The following is a 26,770-nucleotide window of genomic DNA, read 5'->3' as shown; positions in this document are numbered from 1 at the left end:
GAATAAGGCCGCACATCCTTAACTGGCCCAAGAAGATCAAGCTTCGGCTTGAGCTTTCGCGATATCTTTCTTTACCTTCAGCGCATTGGAAGACAGTTCAGCATCCTTGGCTTTCGTCATGAAACCGTCGAGACCACCACGGTGGTCCACTGTACGCAGTGCTGCCGCAGATATGCGGAACTTGAAAGAACGGCCCAGCGTTTCGGACGTCAGGGTCACATCGTTCAGGTTAGGCAGAAAGCGACGCTTGGTCTTGTTATTAGCGTGGCTGACGTTGTTTCCAACCATCGGGCCTTTGCCGGTAAGTTCACAGACGCGAGACATCGGTCATTCCTTTTCGGGTCTTTAAATGAGTGAAGGCACCGCCGGTGCGATGCCCTGAATTCTGTCTGGCTGATCTACCGGGGGATTCTAGATGCGTCAAGTGCGGAATGGGGATTTGTGACTTGAAACATAAGGCCAAAGAAGATGCATGTACCTTGCATCTCACGCTGGCTATATAGTCAAAAGGTTTCTAATCCGCAGAGGTCGGGAAAAGCCGGTTAAGTATCTCCGCCGCTGCCAAGTCAGGATGCATTGCACCACTTGCTACGTCTTGGGCAGCTTGTTCCATCCGTGCGCGTATAGCCGGATCGTCAGTCAAGCGCGCCAACAAGCCAGAGCGGACTTCTTCCTCAAGCCAATGAACGGCCTGCGCAGCGCGTCGTTTGTTCCAGTGGCTATGTTCCCTGCGCCAGTCCGACAGAGCTTTTATATCACGCCAAGCGGTTTCAAGCCCCTGATTTTCCAACGCCGAGACTGTCAGTGCTTTCGGAAAACCCTCCGGGTCTTGCGCGCGTTTACGCAGAAGGTGAAGAGCGGCCGCATAGTCAGCCTGCGTGCGGGTGGCGGCGGCTTTCAGATCGCCATCGGCTTTGTTCACCAATATGAGGTCCGCAATTTCCATGATACCGCGTTTAACGCCTTGCAACTCATCACCACCAGCCGGGGCAAGAAGCAGGACGAACAGATCCGACATCTCGGCCACCATGGTTTCCGATTGTCCAACCCCAACTGTCTCGATTAGCACCACATCGTAACCTGCAGCCTCGCACAAAGTAACAGCCTCCCGCGTGCGACGCGCGACGCCCCCAAGCTGGGTTTGGCTAGGCGAGGGACGGATAAAGGCGTTGGGATCACGGGACAGACGCTCCATCCTGGTTTTGTCGCCAAGGATCGATCCACCAGACCGGGTCGAACTGGGGTCCACAGCCAGCACTGCCACACGCAGCCCCTGCCCTGTCAGCATCAAACCAAAACTCTCGATAAAGGTTGATTTACCTACACCCGGCGTGCCGGACAAACCGATGCGCAAGGCTTGTCTGCCGGTTCCGCGCAGAGTCTGGATCAGGGCCAACGCCTCTTTGCGATGATCAGCGCGGGCACTTTCGATCAAAGTAATCGCCCGCGCCAGCGCGCGTCGATTGCCTGCCTGTATCTGTGCGCCCAGTTCTTCAATATGTTTCAAAAGATGGCGGTCTTTCGCTTGTTTTAACATGACAGGGGCTGTTATCTTCCCCGTTCCGCATCAATATGACGCCGAGCGAAGAGAATTTGCAACGAGGCAATCATGAAACGAGCACTAAGTATTCTGGCAGTCTGTGGCACATTGCTGCCTGCATTGGCCCCTGTCAGCGCCTATGCAGATGGCGTTACGAATGCTGTATTCGATGTCCGCATTAGGGGTGTCCGCGCAGGAAACCTGACCATTTACGGGGCCGAAAAAGGCAACGCCTACACTGCCAGCGGTGTGCTGCAAAGCGGTGGCCTTGTGGGTCTGGTCGCAAAGGTAAAATACACAGCCAAGTCCCAGGGCCGTGTAAGCTCCAATGGATTTCGTCCCAGCAAGTACCAAGAAAGCGCCGATACCGGGAAACGCAAATCCGACGCAACGATGGTCTACAAAGCCGGTGTGCCGCAGGTGAAATCCTACAACCCGCCCCGTGATCTGGGTCCGGATGCGCTGGACCCGTCGACCCAAGGCGGCACTGTCGATCCGCTGACAGCTATCTATGCTGCCTTCCGCGATGTAGATGCCGATCAGGTCTGCAAGCTGAGCGTCCAGATGTTTGATGGCAAACGACGATCTCAGGTGCAGCTCCGATCGCCCCGGGCCGAGGGGGATATGATCTTGTGCAATGGTGAATATCGGCGTCTGAAGGGCTTTTCGGCAGAAGATATGGCCGAGAAATCGCGCTTTCCGTTTAATCTCTATTATTCCAAGACAGCCGATGGGCGTTACCGCGTAGAAAAAGTCGTAACACAAACGCTTTACGGCAATGCCACGATGACCCGGCAATAAGGGCTGACGCCAGCCAATCGCCGCGCTAGAGATAGCGCCGATGGAAAGCCTACCTATAGAAAACGCGCTTGCGCCGCTGATTGCTGCCTTGGCGGACCGGAGTGTTTGCGTGCTACAGGCCCCACCCGGCGCCGGGAAGACGACACGCGTGCCATTGGCCTTGCTGGAGGCAGAAGCATTTGCAGGCCGGTTACTGATGCTGGAACCCCGCCGTCTTGCAGCACGGGCAGCAGCAGAGCGAATGGCTTCCCTGTTAGGCGAGGACGTGGGTAATACAATCGGCTACCGGATGCGAGGCGCAGCTCGGGTCTCAGAGGCCACCCGAATTGAGGTTGTGACCGAAGGAATACTGACGCGGATGATCCAGTCCAACCCGGAATTATCAGGGGTTGGTGCGGTAGTGTTCGATGAATTCCACGAGCGATCCCTGAATGCCGATCTGGGTCTTGCATTAATTTGGGAGGCCCGCGCAGCCCTGCGCGATGATCTGCTTGTACTAGTCATGTCGGCAACATTGGACGCGCAACCCGTGGCCGCATTGTTGGACGACGCGCCGATTGTCACCTCGGACGGGCGAGCCTTTCCTGTTGAGACCCGTTGGTTGCCACGCCCGGTACGCAAGGAAGCACGGTTTGAAACTTCTGTCACTGCATTGGTCGAGCAGGCCATGGCCGAAACCGAAGGTAGCGTGCTGGTGTTCCTGCCCGGCGAAGGGGAAATCAGGCGGGTTGCAAGTGCACTGAAGGTGCCTGATGAGATTTCTGTGCGCCCGCTTTTCGGGGCCTTGCCCTTTGCCGAGCAACGCGCAGCGATTGCGCCATCAAAAGCGCGTAAGGTGGTGCTTGCAACCTCGATTGCGGAAACCTCGCTGACCATAGAAGATATTCATGTCGTCGTCGATGCGGGCCTGTCGCGCCGCGCGCGTTTTGATGCCGGATCAGGCATGTCGCGGCTTGTCACAGAAAAGGTGTCGCGCGCCGAAGCTGCCCAACGCCGGGGCCGTGCCGGGCGGATTGCTAAAGGCGTCTGTTACCGTATGTGGACAAAGGCCGAAGAAGGTGCCCTGCCCGCCTTTCCACCGGCAGAAATTGAGGCAGCGGACCTGACCGGTCTTGCCTTAGAACTGGCCGCTTGGGGCGCGCAGCCTGCGGAACTTGCATTTCTGACTACACCACCGAAGGGAGCGTATATTGAGGCCCAGAAGCTTTTACACGTACTGGGTGCCTTGGATGCGGGCAACCGGATCACCGAACATGGTCAGGCCATCGCGCGAATGCCATTACATCCAAGACTAGCGCATATGTTGGTAAATTCAGACCCCAAAGGGGCCTTGTTGGCAGGTTTATTGGCCGAACGCGACCCCTTGGGGCACAAAGCTGGCAGCGATCTGGGGTTTAGGATGCGCGCGCTTGAAGATCGGCAGGGCAATCCCGCCATCACATCCTGTATAAGAGCAGAAGCAAAACGGCTGACCCGCTTTGCCAAAGGGCCGCAAAGATCGCTTGGGCAGATGGCGGCACTTGCTTATCCTGACCGCATTGGGTTGCGCAGACCCGGCGATGCTGCGCGCTTCGTGCTGTCTGGTGGCAAGGGCGCAGTGCTGGACAACAGTGATACGCTTGCCGGGCAACGCCTGATCGTCGCAACCGATCTGGATGGCAACGCGCGGGACGCTAAAGTGCGACTGGCCGCCTCGATCAGCGAGGCTGAGTTGCGAGAGCTTTTCTTTGAACAAATCATATGGGTCGAGACCTGCCACTGGTCCCGACGGGACCGCAAGGTTCTGGCACGACGGCAAGAGACGTTTGGTGCCTTGGTGCTGACCGACCAAACATGGAAGGACGCACCGCCCGACGCGCTTGCCCATGCTCTGCTGGAAGGCGTGCGGGATTTGGGTCTGACTTGTCTGAACTGGCCAAAATCAGCCCGTCTGCTGCGCGCCCGTGTTCAGGCCGTGGCAGGGCAAGACGGAATGCCCGATTGGTCCGATGAGGCGTTGCTTGCAACATTGGAAGACTGGTTGTTGCCTTTCGTGCAAGGGTTGCGCAGCGCAGAAGATTTGAAACAGGTCTCGCTGGTCGATGCGTTGCATGCCAGCTTGGGATGGGATGGGCTACAAGAGTTGGACCGGCTTGCGCCAGCCGGTTTCCGAACGCCACTAGGCCGAGAGGTCGCACTGGATTATTCAGGAGAGACTCCCGAGCTTTCGGTCAGGCTGCAAGAAATGTTTGGCGTAACAAAGCACCCTATATTATTGGGCAAAACACCTTTGAAAATCACCTTACTGTCACCCGCACAACGCCCTGTGCAGGTGACAACAGACCTGCCGGGATTCTGGAGCGGTTCCTACGCCGATGTTCGAAAGGAAATGCGTGCGCGCTACCCTCGCCACCCTTGGCCCGAAGACCCTACGGTTGCTGATCCAACCTTGCGGACGAAACCAAGAGGCAGCTGACCCGTGGCATTACTGGAGACCGGGTATAGGTATTTTTCCCATTTGGAAGTTGCAATCGTTCTGGACAGTCGGAGCCATCCCGCTAGTGTCCCCATTGCAGGTATTCAGGAGGCACGCCCATGTCTAAATTCGGAACATCGCAACCCATTCGTCGCTTTGAAGACAACCGCTTTCTAACTGGCGCGGGGCGATATATGGACGACATTGTCCCAGAAGGTGCGCTTTATGCTTATGTGTTCCGCTCACCCGTTGCCCATGCGGAGATTACAGCGTTGGATGTCAGCGATGCTATGACAAGCAATGGTGTGCATCTGGTCATCACGGCCGAGACATTGGCTCAGGCAGATGTGCCCAATCAGATGGGCGCTGCGATTATCAAGAACCGCGATGGCTCGATGGGTGCTGCCCCTGTGCGACCTGTTCTTGCCACCGGGCGCGTGCGTTTTGTCGGCGAGGCGGTTGCCGTCATCATTGCCGAAACATTGGAGCAGGCCAAGGATGCGGCGGAATTGATCGTATTCGATTATGACGATTTGCCAAGTTCGATGACCATTGCAGAAGGCGGAGCAGAGATTCATCCTGAAGCCCCCGGCAATCTGGCCTATGACTGGGATATTGGCGATGCAGAGGCAACTGAAGCCACGTTCAAAGCTGCCGCTTTCACCACCAAACTGGAAATTGCCGATAACCGTATCATTGCCAATTCCATGGAACCGCGCGGCTGTTTTGCCGAGATGGAGGGCGACCGTCTGCATGCGGCTTTCTCGGGGCAAGGGGTCTGGGGCTTCAAAGGCTCTGTCTCCAAAGCGCTTGGCATGAAGGCCGAGGATGTTCGTGTCACCAACCCTGATGTGGGCGGCGGGTTCGGCATGAAAGCTTTTGATTACCCGGAATATTTCTGCGTAGCCTTCGCCGTCAAGATGCTGAACAAACCTGTACGCTGGCAAGCCGAGCGCACCGAGGGGATGCTGTCCGATAATGGTGGGCGTGATCTGATATCATTGGCCGAGTTGGCCTTTGATAAAGACCACAAGATTATTGGCTACCGCGTTCTGTCAGATTGTAATCTGGGCGCCTATAATTCGGGCTTCGCACAATACATTCAATCCGATCTGGCTGCGAAAGTGCTGATGGGCACTTATGACGTGCAAACCGCCTATTTCCGTAATCGCGGGTTCTATACAAACACCACACAGGTCGATGCTTATCGCGGGGCCGGGCGGCCCGAAGCGATTTATGTACTGGAACGTGCGATCGATCATGCCGCAAGAGTTCTGGGTGTCGATGCGATGGAGTTGCGGCGGAAAAACTTCATTGCTGCTGATAAGTTTCCCTACACGACTGTGACGGGTGAACTGTACGATGTAGGGGATTTTCACAAAGTGCTGAGCCGCGCAGAGGCGGAAGCGGATACAGCGGGCTTTGCCATCCGCAAACAAGCGTCGAAGGCGCAGGGCAAACTGCGGGGCCTCGGTGTGTGCTATTACATCGAGAGCATCCTGGGCGACCCCGAAGAAACCGCTAAGGTTGAATTCGTACCTGGCGGCGCAAAGCTTTATGTTGGCACACAAAGCAACGGTCAGGGCCACGAGACGGTCTATCGCCAACTTCTGAATGAATATACCGGCATCGCGCTGGATCAGATCGAGATTGTGCAAGGCGATAGCGACCAGATCGCCAAAGGTGGCGGCACCGGGGGGTCGCGCTCAGTAACCACTCAAGGCTCTGCCATTCGCAAAACCGGTGAAAGCCTCATTGACAGGTTCAAACCTTTTGTGGCTGACCAGCTTGGCGTGCCAGAGGTCGCATTTGAGGATGGGGCTTTCAGAGCTGAAGGGTCAAACGTCGTGATGACCTTGATCGAAGCGGCCGATACTGCACGGGAGGCAGGTCAAGATAATCTGCTGATAATCTCTGAAACAACCACCCTGCCCGGTCGCAGCTACCCGAATGGCTGCCATATCTGCGAGCTGGAAATCGACCCGGCTACCGGTGTGGTACAGGTTGTCAAATACACCGTCGTTGATGATTTCGGCGTATTGATGAACCCGATGCTGGCCGAGGGGCAGGTGCATGGGGGCGTTGTGCAAGGCATCGGTCAGGCGATCAGCGAGCATGTCGTCTATGATGAAGATGGCCAGCTTCTGACGGCGACTTTCATGGATTACGGGATGCCGCGCGCAGATGATATACCAATGATTGCGTTCTATTCCGAACCTGTGCCGTCCACCGCTAATGTTCTTGGCATGAAGGGCTGCGGAGAGGCAGGCACCGTAGGCGCGCTGGCCGCTGTTGCGAATGCGGCTTTAGACGCGGTTTGGGAAACCGGCGTGCACCACGTGGACATGCCGTTCACGCCCATGCGGGTTTGGTCTTGGTTGAATGAACAACACGCAGCGGCAGAATGAATTGGACAAAGCTGATAGATTTGCCAGGGCAGAAGCTCCCTACAAAATATGACCCCGATGCCTCGTATTGGGAGATTATAAACGGGAAAATTGTCCACCAGGGGCGCCCTAGCCGTAGCGCGGATGTAGACAGCTTTGAACTGCTTGAAGGCTCGGACTTTATAGCCCGAGATAAGAACTATATTTACAATGCATGGTCCACACTCAAATCAATTGACCGAGATAGCTTTAAGCCAGTCCACGATGGTTACTTCATCGATAGAAACTTTGCCTATTACGAATACGAGACTTCGTTAAAACCGCTGAAAGGCAATACTATCGAAGGCTTTAAGGTTCTGGGAAACAGCTATGCCCGTGATGTGAAGTTTGCGTATTATGGCGGCCGGGTTATTGCGAAATGCATGTCGCCTATGACGCTGGAACTGGTGGAACAGACAGGCAAACACCCGATCTTTGCTGTAAAGGACGCCGAGTATTGCTACTATGAAGGGGCGCAGTTGAAAGGTGCTGACCCGAAAACCTGGATCATGGGCAAAAACGGATTTTCCAGTGATGCGAATGGCGTATATTTTGGATCTAAGAAACTGGGCAGCGTCCATCCATCGAACTGGAAGCCACTGAAACATCCCTACTCTACTGACGGGAAAAACGTGTATTGGATGGAATTTCGCTTACAGGGCGCAGATGTTGATAGTTTCGAAGTGCTGAAGGATGGCACTGCACGAGATAAAATTTCAGCCTTCGTCGGCACGAAGAGAGCCTGACCAGCAAAAAGCAACGAACCAACACATCTGATGCTTAAAGCAGTAAGGCTTTCCAATAATATTACCCAGCGAGCAGGAGAATACGGATATAGTTTTCCGATTTCAATGACGGCATTGCAAAGCTAAACATTGGCATAAGCCGACCCGGTTTCATCACATGGGTCGGCGCGGCGCTGGGCGGCGTGGTGGGTGTTCATCAACGCGAACACGTACAGGCAGTTGTTGAAAACTGACTGAATTTCCAAGGAGATAAACCAGTGCCAACAATGCATGCATTGTTGGCCACCATACTCGGTAAGTCAAACGCTGTAATTTACTCATCAAATGAAGACAAAGCCACAGGCAATGCCGTCCGATCAGCTATTTCAGAGGGCACGCAATCGACGCCTTCACATCTGATAAGCTTTGCAGGCACATATGCTTTACCATATTTTACATCAACGACATAACTGTCGTTTTGAAAAGCTACGAAGTCTCCGTGTACAGTCACTGTCCCATCGGTCGAGGTCAACGTGATCTCACCAGCTTCTGCAGCTGAAGACATTACTGCCAATCCAACAAGAGCTGCAGCACATAATGCGGCCCCTACACCATAATTCCACACATCAGTCATTTTCATTTGTCCTTACCCCTAATGATAGATCAGCCATTTGGCTGACCAGAAACCGCGCTGAAGACAATCTGTGTTCCGATACATTCACTTTGACACTCACCAACCCGGAACACAGATCGAAAACAACTACGGTTTCAACGGTCTTATCTACGGAAAAGGTATGTGGATAAATTCGTATGGTTACTTAGGTAATCATACCCACCTCTGAAGTCATACTTTCGCCAATATCATTTCAACTGATACGATAGTGCCTTTATAACTTGACTCAGGGTCTGGCATCTAATCGCCACAATCCCCTTGCACATCTATATTTGCAAAGATTAGAACTCACGCAGCAAATTTGCAAAGGCCATTAATAATGCCCACCCAGAAGCTTTATGCAGGCGTTAAGCTGCGTGAACTGCGCACACGACTCGGGCTGACTCAAAAAGCCTTTGCGACAAAGCTGGGCGTTTCGCTGCCTTATCTTAATCAGATGGAGAACAATAACCGCCCCGTGTCTACCAGCGTGGTTCTGGCCATGGCACAAGAGTTCGGTTTTGATGTCACACAACTGTCTACCGGCGATGCAGAACGTATGGTGACAGATATGCGCGAGGCACTGGCCGATCCGGTGTTCACGGATACAGAACCGCCACTGGCTGACTTGCGCCTAACGGCCTCAAACGCGCCTAATCTGGCGCGGGCTTTTCTACAATTGCATCGAGCTTATCGCCAAACCCACGAAAGACTGGCCTCCCTGGACGAAGCGTTGGGACGTGAAGATGCGCGCGTACAGCCTTCTGCTTGGGAAGAAGTGCGCGATTTCTTCCACTATTGCGACAATTACATTGATGCCGTGGATCGTGCGGCCGAGCATTTTGCAAGCCAGTTGGGTCAAGATATTCTGCGCAACCCGCCTACTGATTTTCAGGTGGACTATTCGGAAACCGCGACCCTGCGCCACTATGACAAGGGCGTGTTGACTTTGTCGGCGCGCGCCGATCCATCGACGCAACGCTTTCAAATGTTACATCAAATTGCCCTGTTGGCGCAGAATGATTTGCTGGACGCCACCCTTGATCTGGCACGGTTCCAATCCGACACGGCCCGCCATATCGCCAAAATCGGGCTGGCCAACTATTTCGCTGGTGCTGCGCTAATGCCCTACACCGCATTCCTGCAAGCGGCTCAGGATATGCGCCACGATCTGGAACAGCTGGCTGACCATTTCGGTGCGTCGATTGAGCAAGTGGCGCATCGCCTGTCCACACTGCAACGCCCCGGTGCGAAAGGTATCCCGTTCTTCTTTGTGCGTGTTGATCAAGCCGGAACCATCACGAAGCGCCATTCGGCAACGCATCTGCAATTCGCCCGGTTTGGTGGGGCCTGCCCCTTGTGGAACGTCCACCGCGCATTCGAGACGCCTGGCCGTTTTCTCAGGCAGCTTGCTGAAACGCCCGATGGCGTGCGCTACATATCTTTGGCGCGCGATGTGTCAAAACCGGGTGGCAGCTTCAAAGCACCGACCCGCCGTTACGCTATCGCTCTGGGTTGCGAGATCACCCATGCCAAAGCTCTTGTTTATGCAGACGACTTGATGCCCGCGAAACCGGAAGCCTTTGAGCCAATCGGAATTTCCTGCCGCATCTGTGCGCGAACCGATTGCCACCAACGCTCTGTTCCGCCATTGGAAAGCAGGCTAAGTGTTGACCATAATTTCAGAGATGTTTTGCCGTATAAGGTGGACTGATTGAAACGGATGATACTAACAGGAATTTTCCTTCTAAAGCGTTTTGCATTTAATCTGAGGCGTATCCGGCGGCTTTGAGGAAGTTCCAGCATTCGTTTGGATTGAACATGTTGCAGATATCGCCAAGAGCCTCGAACAAGGCATCGAAAGTTCTTGCTCCGATGCGGCGAAGGTGCGCTTTGAGTTTGGAGAAGGCCATTTCGATCGGATTTAGGTCGGGGCTGTAGGCGGGCAGGAACAGGAACCAGCAGCCTCGCTTGCGCATGGCTTCGGCGGCGCGCGGGCTTTTGTGGGTGGACAGGTTGTCGAGGATGACGACTGTTCCGGGATCAAGCACTGGAGCCAGCTGTGTGTCGACGTAAGTGTCGAAGGTAGGTCCGTTCATCGGACCATTGATCACCCAAGGAGCGATCAGCCCGTCTTGCGTCAGACCGGCAATGAATGTCTGCGTCCCCCATCTGCCAAAGGGAGCGGTGCCGTAGAGCCTCTCCCCGACTGGAGCTCGCCCGCGCAGGCGTGTGAGGTTGGTCTTCACCGCCGTCTCGTCAATGAAGACCAGTCTGTGCGGCTCCTGGCGCATGCGGGGCTGACGGCGCGTGATCCAGTCACGGCGGGCTTGACGCACCACGGGCCGATCACGCTCTGCCGCGATCAGTCCTTTTTTTTATATGAAAGCCCGGCGCGATGGAGGGCGCGGTGCAACGACGATAGCTGAACGTCTACGCCATGTGTTTGCAGGAGGGCAGCAGCCAGTTCCTTGAGCGTGATATCCGGTTCGGCCTTCACGATCTCCAGCAGAAAATCCCGGTGCGGCGCAAGCTTGCCAAATTGACCAGACGGGCGGCCTTGAGGCTTGGGCGCTATCGCGCCGCGTTCACGATGCTCTGCCGCAAAACGGACCGCCGTCGCAGCGCTAACTCCAAAAAGCCGCCCAGCCGAACGCGCTGAGTTTCCCTTGGCAATGTAAGCGCAAATCCGTTCCCGAAGGTCCAAAGAGTAGGGTTTGCCCATGATCCACCTCCCAGAGGAAGTGAAGCACACAAACAGCTCCGTGTGAATCCCCCTTCGATTCAGATCAAACGCAAACCGCTTTAGCGTTGGTTGTTGCGTTCTTCGTGCTGGAACGGAAGATCGTTTATCCTTTCGATCCAGTGCAGGTGAACCCGACAGATATCGGCTTGACGTCAATGTCTGAGACAACATTCCGCACGGAAAATAGCGTTGATATCGTTGTGTGGACCGCGCCGGCACAGGATGGACAGCCGACCATTTTGTATATGCATGGCAATGCCGGCAACCTTGCTAACCGGCAAGCGCGGTTCAAACTGTTCATAGATCGCGGGTACGGTATCGTGGCACCGGCTTATCCCGGCTCCTCTGGAACATCGGGTTGGCCGAGTGAGCGTAAGATAACCCGCGCCATGACCGATCTTTACACTGCTTTGCAAGATGGACGATTGACGGGTGCGGCTGTTGCACCTGTGGTTTATGGCGAAAGCATCGGCGCTGCTGTGACATTACAAATAATTACGTCTGAAAAGGCGCAGCAAGCCGGACCACCTGCGGCTGTGATCTTTTGAGGCCCCTTTCACCGCACTTGGTGATGTAGCCCACGATCTGGGCCATCCCTTAAGCTTTCTAACCGGTCTGATGGTCAACAAATGGCGCAGCGTTGACGCAGCGCCCTCTTTGACATCATCGCTACTGGTTCTACATGGCAAAATAGACGCTCTGATCCCCATTTCCCATGGTCGCGCGGTCTTTGACATGGCCGGAAGCCCTGAGAAAACTTTGCACGAAGTCAAAGGAGCGGGCCACAATGATGTCTGGACCCAAAACACACAAGAAGTGTTATTCGACTACATAGACAGGCTTTAATTTTTAGTTCCGCGCAGGCCGCCATCCTGCAGTACGGGCTTCTGCCTCGGTGCAGAACCAGCGCTCGCCCTTTCGTTGGGAAATACGTGTGCGCGCATAGTCGCGATTGTAGGGCATGTGGTAAATCCGGCCACTGGCCGAGATATTACCCTTAATCTGGCAATTCGGATTTGCAGCGACGCTGCCCCGGACCTGTTTTGCGCGATGTTCTGCCGGGGTTTCAAACTCGGACGCCCATAGCCCCTGATTGGCGATAGCCGCAGTTTTCTCTGCAAGGGTATAATCGGCAGAATATGCACGATAAGCAAAAGCCAGACCTTCGGAAACCAGAACTTCGCCCATATCCTGCCCCTTGACGAAGCAGCGCGCGACGATGCGCCCATAGCGATCCGTATCAACTTCATGGCATTCGGCAATCTGTCCGCCAAAGCGCGCTTTCACCTCTGCCCTGACCCAAGCGCCGCACTTCCAAGGCCTGGTATCGGTCCGGCAGGTTTGATCCAATTCTGGCGCATCGACGCCAAAGAGCCGCACTTTTACGCCGCCCACGTCAAACGTATCGCCATCGATCACGCGCAGACGGCCCGAGACGTCAGAAACCGCAGGAAGCGCCCAAAGTAGCGCCAGAAAGAATGGTAAACAAACCCTTAACATACCGAATCCATGCCCGGTATTCGGCTTGCCCGCAAGCAGCCTTGAGCAAGCTTTGAAACCGCTGTGACCTGCTTACCGCTGCGACGTTTCCCAATTGGGGTTGATCCACGGCTCAGAATTATCCGCAGCAAGGGGCGTTTTACCCAGAATATGATCTGCGGCCTTTTCACCTACCATGATGGATGGACCATTCAGATTGCCATTGGTGATCCGCGGAAAGATCGAACTGTCTGCAAGGCGTAGGTTATCCACGCCAATCACGGCGCAGTCCGGGTCCACCACTGCCATCGGATCGTCGCGCCGCCCCATCTTGGCTGTGCCGCAAGGATGATACGCACTTTCAACATGCTCACGGATGAAATCATCCAACGCCTCATCGGATTGCGCGTCGGCACCCGGTTGAATCTCGTGCTTCGCATAGGGTTTGAACGCGTCTTGCGCAAAGATTTCGCGGGTCAGTCGGATGCATGTTCGGAAATCTTCCCAGTCCGACGGGTCAGACATGTAATTGAACAGGATTTTCGGGGCATCCGTCGGATCGCTTGACCGCAACGTAACCTCCCCGCGAGAGACCGAGCGCATCGGCCCGACATGGGCCTGAAACCCGTGGCCCTCTGCTGCGACCTGACCATCATAACGCACAGCAATAGGCAGGAAGTGATACTGGATATCGGGGTATTTGATACCGGCGCGAGAACGGATGAAGCCCGCCGACTCAAACTGGTTCGACGCGCCAAGTCCGGTGCCGGTAAAGAGCCACTGCGCCCCGATCATAGCCTTCCCCATAAGGTTCCAGTGCTTATAAAGCGAAACCGGTTGGGACGCCGCCATTTGAAGATACAGCTCAAGATGGTCCTGAAGGTTCTGCCCTACCCCGGCACGATCTGCGACCACTTCGATCCCATGCTCACGCAAGTGGGCCGCTGGCCCGATGCCTGACAGCATCAACAGTTTGGGTGAGTTTAGTGAAGACGCCGAAATGATGACTTCCGCATTGGCCGAGATTACCTCGGTCTTGCCAGCGCGAGAGATTTCGACACCTGTGGCGCGCCCATCTTCGATAACGACCTTGCGTGCGAAGGCAGAGACCAATGTGCAATTATCGCGCTTCAAAGCGGGCTTCAGATAAGCATTGGCCGCCGACCAACGCACCCCCTTATGGATCGTCGCATCAAACGGGCCGAAGCCTTCTTGTTGCTGACCGTTATAGTCACCCGTAACAGGATAACCCGCCTGCTTGCCTGCCTCTATAAAAGCCTGCGTCAAAGGGTTCTTACCGGGCCCGCGTGTGACATGTAGCGGGCCGTCATTGCCACGCCATGCATGATCACCACCGCGCCCCCCATCATCCCAAGACTCCATACGTTTGAAATAGGGAAGCACATCGGCATAACGCCAGCCATCAGCCCCCATATCGCCCCACGTGTCATAGTCACAGGCATGGCCGCGTACATAGATCATTCCATTGATCGAACTTGACCCACCAATGACCTTGCCACGTGGCGTTACAAGGCTGCGCCCCCCAGATGCGGCTCCGGCTCGGTGCTGTAGCCCCAATCGTAGCGCTTCATGTTCATCGGGTAGGATAAGGCGGCAGGCATCTGAATGAACGGGCCAATATCGGTGCCACCATATTCAATGATGATCACAGATTTTCCGGCCTCGGCCAGACGATAAGCAATCGCGCACCCGGCAGAGCCTGCACCGACGATGACATAATCGGCCTGCATTAAAACTGCGCCTCGACCGGACCCATCGCGACGTAGACGGATTTGACTTGAGAATAGTGGTTTATCGCCTCTTTGGAGTTCTCACGGCCCACGCCGCTGGCCTTGACCCCGCCAAACGGAGCCTCGACCGGGGCAAGATTATAGGTGTTGATCCAACACGACCCGGCCTCAAGCCGCGCAATAACGCGGTGGGCGCGTGTCAGGTCCTTTGTGAAAACCCCGGCGGACAAACCGAATTGCGTGTCGTTGGCCCGCGCGATGACTTCTTCCTCGGCCTCGAAATCCAAGACGGTCATCACGGGCCCAAAGATTTCTTCGCGTGCAATGGTCATGTCGTCGGTCACATTAGCAAAGATTGTCGGCTCAATGAAAAAGCCTTTCCGATCAGCGGGTTTGCCGCCGGTGATCAGCTTTGCGCCTTCATCAACACCCTTGTTGATATAGCCTAGAACGATGTCCATCTGGGCTTTGCTGACCATTGGACCGAAATTTGTTGCCTCATTCATCGGATCGCCAAGCACCGCCGCCTCGGTGCGGTCTTTCAGGCGCTTGAGGAATTTGTCCTTGATCGCTTTGTGAACAAAAACGCGCGTACCGTTCGAGCAGACCTGGCCGGAGGAATAGAAATTCCCCAGAATAGCACCGCCGACCGCATCCTCGATATCCGCGTCCTCAAAGACGATCATGGGCGATTTGCCGCCAAGCTCCATCGTGACATGTTTCATACCTTCAGCTGCTGCGGCATAGACTTTGCGACCCGTGGGTACAGAGCCTGTGAGCGAGACCTTATCAACGCGCGCATCAGTGACCAGTTTCGCGCCGACCTCGCCGTAGCCTTGGATGACATTATAGGCACCCGCAGGCAGCCCGGCCTCATACAGAATCTCGGCCACTTTGAGGGCACAAAGCGGGGTAGTTTCGGAAGGCTTGAAGATCATCGCATTGCCGCAAGCCAACGCGGGCGCGCCTTTCCAGCAAGCGATCTGCGTGGGGTAGTTCCAAGCGCCAATGCCTACGCAAATGCCAAGCGGTTCGCGGATCGTATAGACCCAATCCTGCCCGAGTTGAATATGCTCACCGGTCAGGGTTGCGGCCAGACCACCGAAATATTCCAATGCGTCCGCGCCCGAGGTCGCGTCGGCAACAAGTGTTTCCTGCAAGGGTTTGCCTGTGTCGAGCGTTTCAAGCTCGCTCAGTTCACGGTTGCGGTCCCGGATCATATCGGCCGCCCGCCTAAGGATACGACCGCGCTCGGTGCCGGTCATCGCAGCCCAGATTTTTTGCCCCTCTCTTGCAGCTTCGAGAGCCTGATCGACAATTGGCGGCGTAGCAGCATGGAGTGTCGCAATAGTTTCCCCTGTGGCGGGATAAACGCAGTGGATTTCAGTGCCTGCGGTGTCTTCAACGTATTTTCCACCAATGAAATGGCTGGCTTTGGGTTGAGCGTTGGTCATGATTTTAATGCCTCCGGCGGGAGTATTTTTGAAACAATGATAGGGTCATTCTCCACGCGGGAAGCGTTGGTTTTCTTCCAGCACGTTGAGGTCCATGTGGTTGCGCATATAGCGCTCGGATGCTTTTTGCAGCGGTTGGTAATCCCATGGGAAGTAGGACCCGTTCCTGAGCGCTTCATAGACAACCCAACGACCGGCCTGAGAATGGCGCACGGCGGCGTCAAAGGCGTCGAGATCCCATCGGGCCTCAGCCTTGGCGCGGATCGTTTTCAGCGTGTCTTGGTGATCGGGGTGATCTGCGAGGTTGGTGAGTTCGAGCGGATCAGCCTCCATATCGAACAGTTGATCGGGGTCGAGGCTGCACATGTTGAACTTCCATTTGCCATCGCGCAGCGAAACCAGCGGCGCATAGCTGGCTTCGGCCGCATATTCCATCGCCACGGGTTCTTCGCGGGTTTGGCCTTGGCCAAGTGGGACGACTGAGATGCCGTCGGTCCAAGGCATGACCTCGTCCATTGAGACGCCTGCCAGATCACAAAGCGTTGGGCAGATGTCGATATTACTGACCGGTGTGGTGATGAGACCAGGCTTCATCTCGGGGCTTGCGACCATCATCGGAACGCGGGACGAGCCGTCATAAAAGCTCATCTTGTACCATAACCCGCGATCACCCAGCATGTCTCCGTGGTCAGACACAAAAAGGATCGTGGCGTCCTGACGCGTGCCTTCCAGCGCCTCCAGCACCTCACCGATTTTGTCATCCAGATAAGAGATATTAGCAAAATAGGCGCGGCGGGCGCGGCGAACATGGTCTTCGGTGATGTTGAAATTGTCGCGGTCATTTGCGTCAAGGATACGCTGGCTATGGGCATCTTGATCCTCGTAGGGGATCGGACCAATTTCCGGCAGCAAATGCTCGCAGTCCTCATAGAGATCCCAGTATTTCTTGCGCGCGACATACGGGTCATGGGGGTGTGTGAAGCTGACCGTCAGACACCAAGGCCGTGCGTCATGGCCGCGCGAAAGATCATAGATTTTACGCGTCGCGTGATAGGCAACCTCGTCATCATATTCCATCTGGTTGGTGATCTCGGCCACGCCGGCACCGGTGACGGACCCCATATTGTGATACCACCAGTCGATCCGCTCACCGGGTTTGCGATAATCAGGTGTCCAACCAAAATCAGGCGGATAGACATCTGTTGTCAGGCGTTCCTCAAACCCGTGCAGTTGATCAGCACCCACAAAATGCATTTTTCCTGACAGACAAGTCTGGTAGCCTGCGCGGCGCAGGTGATGGGCATAAGTGGGGATACTTGATGCGAACTCGGCAGCGTTGTCATAGACGCCAGTACGTGAGGGGAGCTGACCCGACATGAAGGACGCACGCCCTGGCGCACAGAGCGGCGAGGCCGTGTAACATTGCTGAAACCGGGTACTGCGTGCGGCTAATTTCTTCAGGTTTGGCGCGTGCAGCCAGTCGGCAGGACCGTCAGGGAACAGTGTACCATTCAACTGATCAACCATGATTATCAGAATGTTTGGTTTATTCATTTTCGCTCCAATTCCGCGTCAAGATAGCGAAGAACAATCTGTGTGGCTTCGACCGTTTCGCGCGGACCGCCCAGCGCAGCACGGATGTAGACCCCATCGATCAACGCCCCAATGCCGTAGGCAATTTCGGGCGCACGCGCACTACAAAAGCTGCGCAAATCATGGGTTAGATTTGAATGCAGACGCTTTTGATAGATGCGCAACAAACGCAATGCCTCAGAGTTGGTTTGTGACAAAACGTAGAAATTCAACCAAGCGCTGATTACTGAAGGCTGAAAACTTTCATCCCAGAAACTGGCACTGATCACAGCCTCCAACCGCGCCCGAGGGCAGCGGGCTGCATTGAGACGCGACCGCACCTCAGCCTCAAATGCTTTTAAGATGTGTCGCATAGCGGCCAGAAAGATCTGATCTTTACCACCGAAATAGTGATGCGCTAACGCCGAAGACATACCCGCGCGCTTTGAAATCGCGCTGACAGTTACGTCAAGCGACCCCGCGGCGCCGATTTCGGCGATTGTCGCCTCGACCAGTGCAGCGCGGCGGATCGGTTCCATTCCAATTTTTGGCAAGACTCACCTCGGATTTTGTGTAATTTGTTTTTAATTGACTGATCAGTCAATAATAATCCTAGTTATGAAGATTTATTTTTAACCTTGGCGTCAGGCACAGGCACCTTGACGGCAGCGCTTTTCAGGACGTGCTCACGCCACGTGATGAACAGCACAGACGCCAGAATGACCACCCCGCCGAAGATGACCCAACCATCAAAGCCTTCATCAAAGAACATGGCACCAAGCAGAACCGCCCAGACCAACTGCAGGAACGTCACCGGCTGCGTCACTGTCACTGGGGCTGATGCGAAAGCCAAAGTCATGGTGTAATGCCCTGCGGTCGCAAAACAGGCCAGTAAGAACATCCAGCCGAGCTGAGCCAATGTCGGCGTGATCCATACAGCCCATGCCAGCGGTGCAAGACCGACTGTGACGGCGATGGATAGCATCCCGACAACTACCGCAGGGCTGACCTCATCCGCCATGATTTTGGCGATCAGATAGGACGCCGCAAACATCACCGCCGTTCCCAACATGGCGATATGGCCCGGTGACAGCTCCCGAAATCCGGGGCGCAGGATGATTAGCGCCCCCAGTAAAGCAAAGCCAACCGCTGCGATACGGCGCGCAGCCAGCGTTTCACCCAAAAACAGTGCAGCACCAATAGTGACATAGACCGGAGACAGATAATTCATCGCCGTCACCTCAGCGATAGAGATTTTGGTCATTGCGTAAAACCACAATGTCACCCCTAACGTATGCACGACACCCCGCAGCCCAAACAGCTTCAAGGCGCGGCGCGACAGATGCGCATCACGAATAGGCTTCATCATCGGGATCAAAAACACCAACCCAAGCGCATAACGCAGAAAAGCCGCCTCGGCCGCAGGTAATCCTTCGCCCACATGCTTTACGATAGCTGTGACCGCGATGAACATCACACCCGTCATAACCATCCACATGACACCCGCGACAGGCTTATTCTGTTGCTTTACCATCCCGTCAAATGACTACGGGCACGTCACAGGCGCAAGCGTTAACCGCCCGCGATCAAGCTAAAGGCAATCGCCCACATAACGCAGCCCACCAATACGTCCAACACCCGCCACGCACCGGGTTTTGCAAATAACGGTGCCAATAGGCGTGCGCCATAGCCCAGAGTGAAGAAGAACACGAAGGAGGCTGTGACAGCCCCTGCCCCGAAAGCCAGCCGTGCTCCGTCATATTGTGCAGCGATTGAGCCTAGCAGGACAACAGTATCCAAATAGACATGCGGGTTCAGCCAGGTCAGTGCAAGACATGTGGCCAATGCTGCGCGCAAACTGCCTGCGTTCTCCCCATCTGCCTGCAACGCACCCGTTCCATGCCAAGCCGAACGAAATGACAAGGCACCATAGGCCAGTAAAAACGCTACCCCGCCAAAGCGCATGACTGGGCCGAACCAAGGGGCAACCTTGCTGAGTTGCCCAAAGCCACCGACACCCGCAGCAATCAGCAACGCATCCGACGCGGCACAGGCCAGGCAAACAGCAAATACATGGGACCGGCGCAACCCTTGCCGAAGCACAAACGCATTTTGTGCACCAATCGCCAGAATCAATGACAGCCCCAGCAAAAATCCTGGCAAAAATGCCTGCCCCATAGCACCTCCGATAAAAGCTATGCTTTGCTATCGGCTGTATCCTTTGCGGACAAGCGTCATGCCAAAATGAGCGTCAAAAACTTCGATACGACAGGCTTAGCTGGTAAGCCGCTTGTGTGAAGCTGTTCTTACAACTGCGCCATCACCTCGTCCGAGACCTCGAAATTTGCCGTCACAGTCTGAATGTCGTCATCATCCTCCAAAGCATCCATCAGCTTCATCAGCTTCTGCATACCCTCAAGGTCCAGCTCGGTTGTCGTTGTGGGCTTCCAGATCAGTTTTGCGCTCTCGCTTTCGCCAAGTTCAGCCTCCAACGCGTTTGAGACGTCGTTCAAGTCCGTGTCGGCGCAGTAGATGACGTGACCATCTTCGGAAGATTCCACATCCTCGGCCCCGGTCTCTATTGCGGCCATCATGACCGTGTCCGCGTCCCCAACGTCGGCAGGGTAACTCACAGCACCTTTACGATCAAACATGAACCCGACCGAGCCGGTCTCGCCAAGATTTCCGCCATTCTTCGAAAAAGTCGAGCGCACGGTTGACGCCGTCCGGTTGCGATTATCGGTCATCGCCTCAACAATGACCGCCACACCACCAGGGCCATAGCCTTCATAGCGGATCTCGTCGTAATTCTCTGCATCCCCGCCTTGCGATTTTTTTATCGCGCGGTCGATCACATCTTTGGGCACCGATTGCGACTTGGCCTCTTTCACAGCCAGACGCAGGCGCGGATTTTTGTCAGGGTCCGGATCACCCATCTTGGCGGCGACGGTGATCTCCTTGGCAAGTTTGGAAAACAGTTTTGAGCGCAGCTTGTCCTGACGCCCTTTGCGATGTTGAATATTCGCCCATTTTGAATGGCCTGCCATGGGTCTCTCCGTCTCGGTCTGGTGTGTTTCAGCGTCTATAAGGCACCCCGCACCCAAGGGGCAAGACGTTGTGGCGATGAGCGGACATGCCAAAGCGACATATTCAGCAGTAAATGAATGGCGTTGATTTTTCAGTACAGTCGTATAGAAAACTACTATACGACTGTACTGAAACGGTGTGGTGAATGAAGCGCCAATGGCACGCCCTAAATCCTACGACCGAACTGAGGCAATCGAACGCGCCTGCTATGCCTTCTGGGAACATGGCTATAGCGCCTTGGGCGTGCGCGCACTTGAGGTGCAAACGGGCCTCAATAAATTTGCCATCCGTAACGAGTTTGGTGGAAAAGAAGGACTGTATCTCGAAGCTCTGAAACATTATCACACCGCTGCCAGCGAAACGGTCATGGCCCCGATGCGTGCGGGTGGTATTGAAACCATTGCCCGCTTCTTCGAGGGACTTGTGACCGAAGGCAGTCTTCACTCCAGCGCCTGGGGCTGCCTTATGGTGAACACCGGCATCGAGAATGCAGAGATACAAAGCACGGCCCTCAAACAAACATCAGATGCCTATTGGGCCGAGTTGAAGGAACTTTTCATCTGTGCCTTGAACACATCACGTTCCAGAGGAGAGATCACCCAAACCCTGACGATAAACGATGCAGCTCAAGGTCTCGTGACCGCTGTCATAGGCATACATACAATGAACCGTGTCGCAGGTGCCCAAGATGCTGGCCGCCATTTGGTGCGTCTGGTTCTTGATTTGCTTGAAACCTGGAAAACCAAAGATGCCAACAGAACTTTCTGAATTCGAAGAAATCACTGGATTGAGTGGCTTTTTTAGCGCCACCAAGGGTGGATTGCGATGCACTGCAATCAAGCTGAAATCCGGCCAATTGTGCCTGCATAGCCCTGTCGCGGGGCTCGGTCCCAAGGCGATAGACAGCCTTAGACAAATTGGCGAGGTGGAGTTCCTGTTTGCGCCCAATCATTACCACAACAAAGGGTTGGCCGAATACACGGACCATTTCCCAAAGGCTCGGCGCATTGCACCAATGGAAAGCCAAGCGCGGTTGAGCAAGGTTACCAACCTGGAGTTCGAGAACCCGGACGTCTTGCAATCGCTACTACCCGATGACGCTCGTCTGGTTCATCCCAAAGGGTTAAAAACCGGCGAAACATGGATGGTCACCAAAACCGCATGGCTTGTTGTCGACGCCTTCGCCGGGTCCACCAAAAATGACCCCAGCCGCCGCATGCTTGGCACTTTTCCCAAATATGGCGTTGGTGACAGGGGCGCTTATTTGGCTTGGGTCAAGCACTTCATCCAGACGTCCCCTCCAAACATTCTGGTGCCATGTCATGGCGAGATCGTAGGTGGACCCAACTTACGAGCCGAATTGACCAAGGCTGTTGACCAAACGATCTAGTTGCAAAACACAGCTGCGAAATTTTGCTCTTACGAAGCTCAATAGCCCGCGTTACGGTGCCCCATGACGGTTGACCAAATCATTCTTTTCGCCCTTTTCGGCGGCGTTTTCGTCTTTTTGCTCTGGGGGCGCTGGCGCTACGATCTTGTCGCTTTCACTGCATTGATGCTGGGTGTGGTTCTGGGTGTGGTTCCGACGAAAGAGGCCTTTAGTGGTTTCGGCCATCCGGCAACACTGGTTGTGGCATTGGTGCTGGTGGTGTCAGCGGGGCTGGTGCGGTCTGGCGCGGTCTTCTTAATCACCCGCACGCTTGTCGACAGTGCCCGTTCTCTTGGTAGCCATATCACATTAATGGGGGCCATCGGTGGCGTGCTGTCGGCCTTTATGAACAATGTGGCGGCTTTGGCTTTGCTGATGCCGGTCGATATTCAGACCGCGCGCAAAGCAGGTAGGGCGCCGGGACTTTCGCTGATGCCGCTGAGCTTTGCCACGATCTTGGGCGGTATGGTAACGCTGATCGGCACGCCACCAAACATCATTATCGCAACGATCCGCGAGGACAGCCTGGGCGAGTCGTTCCAGATGTTTGATTTCGCGCCGGTGGGTGGCGTCACAGCCATTGCCGGGTTGATTTTCGTCGCCCTTATCGGCTGGCGTCTCATTCCTCATCAAGACGGCGAGAAATCCGGAAACCCGATGGACGACTACGCTGAGTATATCGCCGAGTTGACCGTTCCACAGGGGTCGAAGCTGATCGACAAGCGCCTGCGTGACCTTCTGGATGATGCCGAGAAAAACGACGTCGCTATTCTGGGACTGATCCGCGATGGCAAACGCCGCTTTGGTACGTCACAAAACACCAGATTGCAAGCGGGCGATGCACTGGTCCTTGAAGCGACGCCCGATGCATTGGATGAATTTCGCGCAGCGCTCAGCCTCGATTTTGCCGACGAACGGCGTGAAACGCATCTGCGCGCTGAAAGCGAGGGCCTAAGCGTCATAGAAGTCGTTGTTACGGATCAGTCGCGGATCAACGGCAAAACAGCACAGGGTTTAGGTCTGGCTTGGCGGCAACGCTCTGTCCTGATGGGTATCTCCCGGCAGGGTAAACCGGTCAGGGATCACATTAGAAAAACCGTGGTGCAAACCGGTGATATTCTACTGATCCTTGTCCCACAAGATAGCGAGAGCGATGTGACTGAATGGCTTGGTTGCCTGCCGCTGGCAGATCGGGGGCTCACCGTGACCGAGGATAAGAAAGTCTGGCTGGCCATTGGCCTGTTTGCTGCTGCTGTATTGGCGGCAAGCCTTGGCCTGATTTATCTGCCCGTCGCTTTGGGCATAGTCGTCGTGTCCTTTGTGCTGACAAAGATCATTCCCATATCAGAGCTCTACACCCATATTGAATGGCCTGTGGTCGTGTTGCTGGGCTCGATGATCCCCCTTGGCGCAGCCTTAGAGACCTCGGGCGGCACTGAACTTATCGCGGGTGGATTGGTCAACATCACAGAAGGTCTTCCGCCATGGGCGATCCTGACGGTGCTGATGGTCGTGACCATGACCCTCTCAGACGTGCTCAACAACACCGCAACCACAATCGTCGCGGCACCTATCGGCATTCAGATGGCACAATCGCTTGGTGTAAACCCGGACCCGTTTCTGATGGCCGTTGCCATCGCCGCGTCCTGCGCCTTCCTGACGCCCATTGGTCATAAGAACAATACTCTGATCCTTGGTCCCGGAGGTTATGGTTTTGGAGATTACTGGCGCATGGGTCTGCCACTGGAGATACTTGTGGTCTGCGTTTCCATCCCGGCAATCCTAGTCTTCTGGCCGCTCTAAAGAGCCGCTATCAGCGCGAAAATGCTTAGTATGATCAGCGCGATCCCTATAATCTCGCGCTTTGTACTGCGTTCCTTGAAGATAAAATATGAGCCTACAAAGGTGAACACCAGTTCAACCTGCCCCAACGCCTTCACATAGGCCGCGTTTTGCAAGGCAAAAGCAGTGAACCACCCGAACGAGCCCAACATGGAGGTCACACCCACCAACGCTGAGACCCGCCAAGATGCGATCACCCGCCCGATCTCTCCCGCGTCCCGCAAGGTCAGCCAAGCGGCCATCAGCATTGTCTGGAATGCTGTCACCACCGCCAAGGTCACGCCTGCACGCAACAGCACATTGGTGCTGGTGATTTCCAAAGCTGCGCCGCGGTAGCCAATTGCCGAAACACCAAAAAGCAGGCCAGAGGCCAATCCGAACCCTGCCGCCTTGTTAAAAAACCGCGCACCACCTTCGGGGGGATCAGATAGGATCACCACGCCTGCAAACCCAATCGCAATGGCGATGATGCCCCAAAGTGAAAGCCCTTCACCAAGAATGATAAGCCCAATCAGGGCTGTCAGCACAACTTCGGTCTTCTTGAAGACAATCCCTACTGCAAAATTCCGTTCTGCAAACAGGGCGACCACACAAGCTGTTGCGACAATCTGGGCAACCCCACCAGCCAAAGCAAATCCCCAGAACCAGACTGACAAGGCGGGCCATTCGGATCCGGTCGCGTTCAGGTAGATCAGAATGCCCAGCGCCACCAAAGGGCTTGAAAACAGAAACCGCGAAAATGTCGCCCCACCCGTCGAAAGCTTTGTTGCCTTGAGATGTTTTTGCAGCATGAACCGCAGGTTCTGCATGAAAGCCGCGAATATCGTGACGAGTATCCAGAGGCTCACAATGAGAACCGCTTCACAATTCGATCCACTGGCGTGCCGTCTTTCAGCGGCACGGCTTCAATGATGGAATGATCGCGGAATCCCATCTTCGCATAGTAAGCCAGCCCTGGAACATTATCTGCACGGATCTTTGCGTTGATTTCATGAAATCCGGCCTCTCTGGCCTGTCTTTTCGTAGCTTGAAACAACGCCGTCCCCACCCCGCGGATCACCGGGGTTTGGCGCGCAAATGTCGCTATATCCCCGCAGGCCTCTGGTAGAGCAGAATTGTGGGCAAGCGACTGAAACCCTGCAATCTGCCCGTCTTGCGCAACGGCGACATGACAACAAATCAACCTAGGTGAGGTAATGTAGTATTGAGTCAACTCTTCAACGCTTAAGGGTGTTTCATACGCCGTTGTCCCGCCGATCGCGATAATCTCGTTCAGGATTTCGCACATTTGCGCAGCGTCTTGCACAGCGGCAAGTCGTGTTTCTTCCAGCATCAGCACCTTCGCTCTTTTCGCGTGATAGTTCAAAAGCATGTTTATCTTCACCAACAGCATATTCACCAGAGCTGCGAGGGCAAAATTCCCATTTTTCTGCAAAGCTTCTGTCAAGCAAGATCAGAAAAGGTGGCAAGCATTTGCGCGACACTCAGGCCCTGTTTGACATTGACGGCTTGGCCTGAACCGCGAGCCTGCCTATAAGCCAAGCGAACATATCTTCGGAGAGGCCCCATGCGGACCGCACAAATCGCGCGCAAGACTGCAGAAACTGACATTTCTGTCGAGATCAATTTCGACGGGACCGGCGCTTATGACAACCAAACCGGCGTGGGGTTCTTTGATCACATGCTAGACCAACTTGCCCGCCACGCGTTGGTCGATATGAAAATCCGCGCCAAGGGTGATCTGCATATCGATGACCACCACACGGTCGAAGATACAGGTATCGCTTTGGGGCAGGCACTTACGCAGGCCTTGGGCGACAAACGCGGCATCAGACGGTATGGGGATTGCCACCTTGCGATGGATGATGCGCAGGTACGCGCTGCGTTGGATCTGTCCGGGCGGCCTTACCTGATCTGCAATCTGGACCTGCCAACGGCCAAAATTGGCACGTTTGACACCGAACTGGTGCGAGAATTCTTTCAGGCTTTCAGCACTCATGGCGGCATTACACTGCATATCGACCGGCTACACGGTTTTAACAGCCACCACATTGCAGAGGCCGCATTCAAAGCTGTCGCCCGTGCATTGCGGGTGGCAGTCGAGACTGATCCGCGCAAGGCTGATGACATTCCATCGACCAAAGGCAGTCTATAAATGCTCACCGTTCTGGTGGATTACGACAGTGGCAATCTGCACTCGGCCGAAAAGGCCTTCCAGCGGATGGCGCGCGACGTCGGCGGCGGTGAGGTTATTGTAACCTCAGACCCGCAAGACGTCGCGCGCGCCGACCGCATCGTGTTACCCGGTGACGGAGCGTTTCCTGCTTGCCGCAACGCATTGATGAAGGACCGTGCGGGGCTTTATGAAGCGATTGTTGAGGCAGTCACGGTCAATGCCCGCCCTTTCATGGGTATCTGTGTCGGTATGCAGATGATGGCCACATGGGGCCGGGAATATACCGACACCAAAGGGTTTGACTGGATCGGCGGTGAAATTGTGAAGATCACACCCGACGATACTGCTTTGAAAGTCCCACATATGGGATGGAATGACCTGATCGTGACCGGCAAACACCCGGTTCTGAATGGCATAGAGACCGGCAACCATGCCTATTTCGTGCATTCATACCAATTCCAAGTGGCCAATCCGGCGCATCGTTCTGGCCCATGTGGAATACGGTGCCGATATCACCGCCATCATAGGCCGTGATAATATGATCGGCACGCAGTTCCATCCCGAAAAAAGCCAGAGCACCGGGCTCAGAATGATTGCAAACTTTCTGAATTGGGTCCCTTAACCCTGCTGTCGAA

The 26,770-nt window shown here is 55.0% G+C and carries 23 protein-coding genes and 2 pseudogenes; 11 read left to right on the top strand and 14 right to left on the bottom strand.

All coding sequences use genetic code 11. From position 1 onward, the window contains the following. Nucleotides 1-36: 36 nt before the first annotated feature. Both rpmB and meaB read right to left on the bottom strand, forming a co-directional pair. A complete protein-coding gene (gene rpmB / locus ACZ1HF_RS17565) occupies nt 37-324 on the bottom strand; it encodes a 50S ribosomal protein L28 (RefSeq protein WP_472658725.1) in 288 nt (95 codons plus the stop codon). A gap of 190 nt (nt 325-514) precedes the next feature. Next, nucleotides 515-1,537, bottom strand: a complete 1,023-nt coding sequence (gene meaB, locus ACZ1HF_RS17560; RefSeq protein ID WP_472658724.1) for a methylmalonyl Co-A mutase-associated GTPase MeaB — start codon at nt 1,535-1,537, stop codon at nt 515-517. 72 nt (nt 1,538-1,609) lie between these two features. On the opposite strand from meaB, the gene ACZ1HF_RS17555 reads away from it, so the two are divergent. The 4 genes from ACZ1HF_RS17555 (at nt 1,610) to ACZ1HF_RS17540 (ending at nt 7,968) form a co-directional block, all read left to right on the top strand. Then, complete coding sequence (locus tag ACZ1HF_RS17555) at nt 1,610-2,341, top strand: DUF3108 domain-containing protein (RefSeq protein WP_472658723.1); 732 nt, start codon at nt 1,610-1,612, stop codon at nt 2,339-2,341. 40 nt (nt 2,342-2,381) lie between these two features. Next, nucleotides 2,382-4,796, top strand: coding sequence for an ATP-dependent helicase HrpB (gene hrpB, locus ACZ1HF_RS17550; RefSeq protein WP_472658722.1), 2,415 nt, complete (start codon nt 2,382-2,384; stop codon nt 4,794-4,796). Between the two features lie 119 nt (nt 4,797-4,915). Beyond that, nucleotides 4,916-7,204 (top strand): xanthine dehydrogenase family protein molybdopterin-binding subunit, encoded by a 2,289-nt coding sequence (locus ACZ1HF_RS17545; protein WP_472658721.1) that lies wholly within the window; start codon nt 4,916-4,918, stop codon nt 7,202-7,204. Beyond that, nucleotides 7,201-7,968: a DKNYY domain-containing protein gene (locus ACZ1HF_RS17540; RefSeq protein ID WP_472658720.1), complete on the top strand. Its 768-nt coding sequence runs from the start codon at nt 7,201-7,203 to the stop codon at nt 7,966-7,968. The genes ACZ1HF_RS17545 and ACZ1HF_RS17540 overlap by 4 nt, the downstream gene beginning before the upstream one ends. Before the next feature lie 313 nt (nt 7,969-8,281). Here ACZ1HF_RS17540 and ACZ1HF_RS17535 read toward each other — a convergent pair whose 3' ends face one another. Further along, nucleotides 8,282-8,587 carry a hypothetical protein gene (locus tag ACZ1HF_RS17535; protein ID WP_472658719.1) on the bottom strand — a complete coding sequence of 102 codons (306 nt, stop codon included), beginning with the start codon at nt 8,585-8,587 and terminating at the stop codon, nt 8,282-8,284. Nucleotides 8,588-8,939: 352 nt separating this feature from the next. On the opposite strand from ACZ1HF_RS17535, the gene ACZ1HF_RS17530 reads away from it, so the two are divergent. After that, nucleotides 8,940-10,313 carry a helix-turn-helix domain-containing protein gene (locus tag ACZ1HF_RS17530; RefSeq protein WP_472658718.1) on the top strand — a complete coding sequence of 458 codons (1,374 nt, stop codon included), beginning with the start codon at nt 8,940-8,942 and terminating at the stop codon, nt 10,311-10,313. A gap of 49 nt (nt 10,314-10,362) precedes the next feature. On the opposite strand, the gene ACZ1HF_RS17525 is transcribed toward ACZ1HF_RS17530, so the two are convergent. Continuing rightward, nucleotides 10,363-11,324 (bottom strand): IS630 family transposase gene (locus tag ACZ1HF_RS17525; protein ID WP_472656335.1). Its coding sequence is split into 2 segments (ribosomal slippage): nt 10,363-10,977 and nt 10,980-11,324, totalling 960 coding nucleotides; the frame shifts between segments, so codons are not numbered across the junction. Between the two features lie 176 nt (nt 11,325-11,500). Between ACZ1HF_RS17525 and ACZ1HF_RS17520 the strand changes: the two genes are divergently transcribed. Next, entirely contained in the window at nt 11,501-11,893 is a 393-nt protein-coding gene (locus tag ACZ1HF_RS17520; protein WP_472658717.1) for an alpha/beta hydrolase family protein, read from the top strand. A 301-nt stretch (nt 11,894-12,194) separates the two neighbouring features. On the opposite strand, the gene ACZ1HF_RS17515 is transcribed toward ACZ1HF_RS17520, so the two are convergent. The 8 genes and pseudogenes from ACZ1HF_RS17515 to ACZ1HF_RS17480 form a co-directional block, all read right to left on the bottom strand. After that, a complete protein-coding gene (locus tag ACZ1HF_RS17515) occupies nt 12,195-12,845 on the bottom strand; it encodes a thermonuclease family protein (RefSeq protein ID WP_472658716.1) in 651 nt (216 codons plus the stop codon). A gap of 72 nt (nt 12,846-12,917) precedes the next feature. Then, a pseudogene (gene betA, locus ACZ1HF_RS17510) lies at nt 12,918-14,575 on the bottom strand (choline dehydrogenase). Continuing rightward, nucleotides 14,575-16,029, bottom strand: a complete 1,455-nt coding sequence (betB, locus tag ACZ1HF_RS17505; protein WP_472658715.1) for a betaine-aldehyde dehydrogenase — start codon at nt 16,027-16,029, stop codon at nt 14,575-14,577. Before betB ends, betA begins: the two are co-directional and overlap by 1 nt. A 45-nt stretch (nt 16,030-16,074) precedes the next feature. Continuing rightward, nucleotides 16,075-17,583, bottom strand: coding sequence for a choline-sulfatase (gene betC, locus ACZ1HF_RS17500; RefSeq protein WP_472658714.1), 1,509 nt, complete (start codon nt 17,581-17,583; stop codon nt 16,075-16,077). Next, a complete protein-coding gene (gene betI / locus ACZ1HF_RS17495) occupies nt 17,580-18,155 on the bottom strand; it encodes a choline-binding transcriptional repressor BetI (protein ID WP_472658713.1) in 576 nt (191 codons plus the stop codon). The genes betC and betI overlap by 4 nt, the downstream gene beginning before the upstream one ends. Before the next feature lie 62 nt (nt 18,156-18,217). After that, entirely contained in the window at nt 18,218-19,135 is a 918-nt protein-coding gene (locus tag ACZ1HF_RS17490) for a DMT family transporter (protein ID WP_472658712.1), read from the bottom strand. Nucleotides 19,136-19,173: 38 nt separating this feature from the next. Continuing rightward, the gene (locus tag ACZ1HF_RS17485; protein ID WP_472658711.1) at nt 19,174-19,779 is read right to left on the bottom strand and encodes a LysE/ArgO family amino acid transporter; all 606 of its coding nucleotides are present in this window, start codon (nt 19,777-19,779) and stop codon (nt 19,174-19,176) included. Nucleotides 19,780-19,907: 128 nt separating this feature from the next. Next, entirely contained in the window at nt 19,908-20,648 is a 741-nt protein-coding gene (locus ACZ1HF_RS17480) for a YebC/PmpR family DNA-binding transcriptional regulator (RefSeq protein WP_472658710.1), read from the bottom strand. 196 nt (nt 20,649-20,844) lie between these two features. On the opposite strand from ACZ1HF_RS17480, the gene ACZ1HF_RS17475 reads away from it, so the two are divergent. From ACZ1HF_RS17475 to ACZ1HF_RS17465, 3 genes are all read left to right on the top strand, one after another. Next, a complete protein-coding gene (locus ACZ1HF_RS17475; protein WP_472658709.1) occupies nt 20,845-21,456 on the top strand; it encodes a TetR/AcrR family transcriptional regulator in 612 nt (203 codons plus the stop codon). Continuing rightward, nucleotides 21,437-22,078 (top strand): hypothetical protein, encoded by a 642-nt coding sequence (locus ACZ1HF_RS17470; protein WP_472658708.1) that lies wholly within the window; start codon nt 21,437-21,439, stop codon nt 22,076-22,078. The genes ACZ1HF_RS17475 and ACZ1HF_RS17470 overlap by 20 nt, the downstream gene beginning before the upstream one ends. A 63-nt stretch (nt 22,079-22,141) precedes the next feature. After that, nucleotides 22,142-23,920 carry an SLC13 family permease gene (locus tag ACZ1HF_RS17465; protein ID WP_472658707.1) on the top strand — a complete coding sequence of 593 codons (1,779 nt, stop codon included), beginning with the start codon at nt 22,142-22,144 and terminating at the stop codon, nt 23,918-23,920. On the opposite strand, the gene ACZ1HF_RS17460 is transcribed toward ACZ1HF_RS17465, so the two are convergent. Beyond that, nucleotides 23,917-24,807, bottom strand: a complete 891-nt coding sequence (locus ACZ1HF_RS17460; RefSeq protein WP_472658706.1) for a DMT family transporter — start codon at nt 24,805-24,807, stop codon at nt 23,917-23,919. The genes ACZ1HF_RS17465 and ACZ1HF_RS17460 overlap by 4 nt on opposite strands. Beyond that, nucleotides 24,804-25,331, bottom strand: a complete 528-nt coding sequence (locus ACZ1HF_RS17455) for a GNAT family N-acetyltransferase (RefSeq protein ID WP_472658705.1) — start codon at nt 25,329-25,331, stop codon at nt 24,804-24,806. The genes ACZ1HF_RS17460 and ACZ1HF_RS17455 overlap by 4 nt, the downstream gene beginning before the upstream one ends. Before the next feature lie 195 nt (nt 25,332-25,526). Between ACZ1HF_RS17455 and hisB the strand changes: the two genes are divergently transcribed. Together hisB and hisH are read left to right on the top strand one after the other, a co-directional pair. Beyond that, on the top strand, nt 25,527-26,114 hold the full coding sequence (gene hisB, locus ACZ1HF_RS17450) for an imidazoleglycerol-phosphate dehydratase HisB (protein ID WP_472658704.1): 588 nt from the start codon (nt 25,527-25,529) through the stop codon (nt 26,112-26,114). Further along, nucleotides 26,115-26,757 (top strand): annotated as a pseudogene (gene hisH, locus ACZ1HF_RS17445) (imidazole glycerol phosphate synthase subunit HisH). It begins immediately after the preceding gene. The last annotated feature ends 13 nt before the right edge of the window (nt 26,758-26,770 follow it).

This window comes from Litoreibacter sp. GN1-5 (assembly GCF_055693805.1).
The sequence above is the reverse complement of the archived record's forward strand: the minus strand, read 5'-3'. Positions and strand labels throughout refer to the sequence as shown.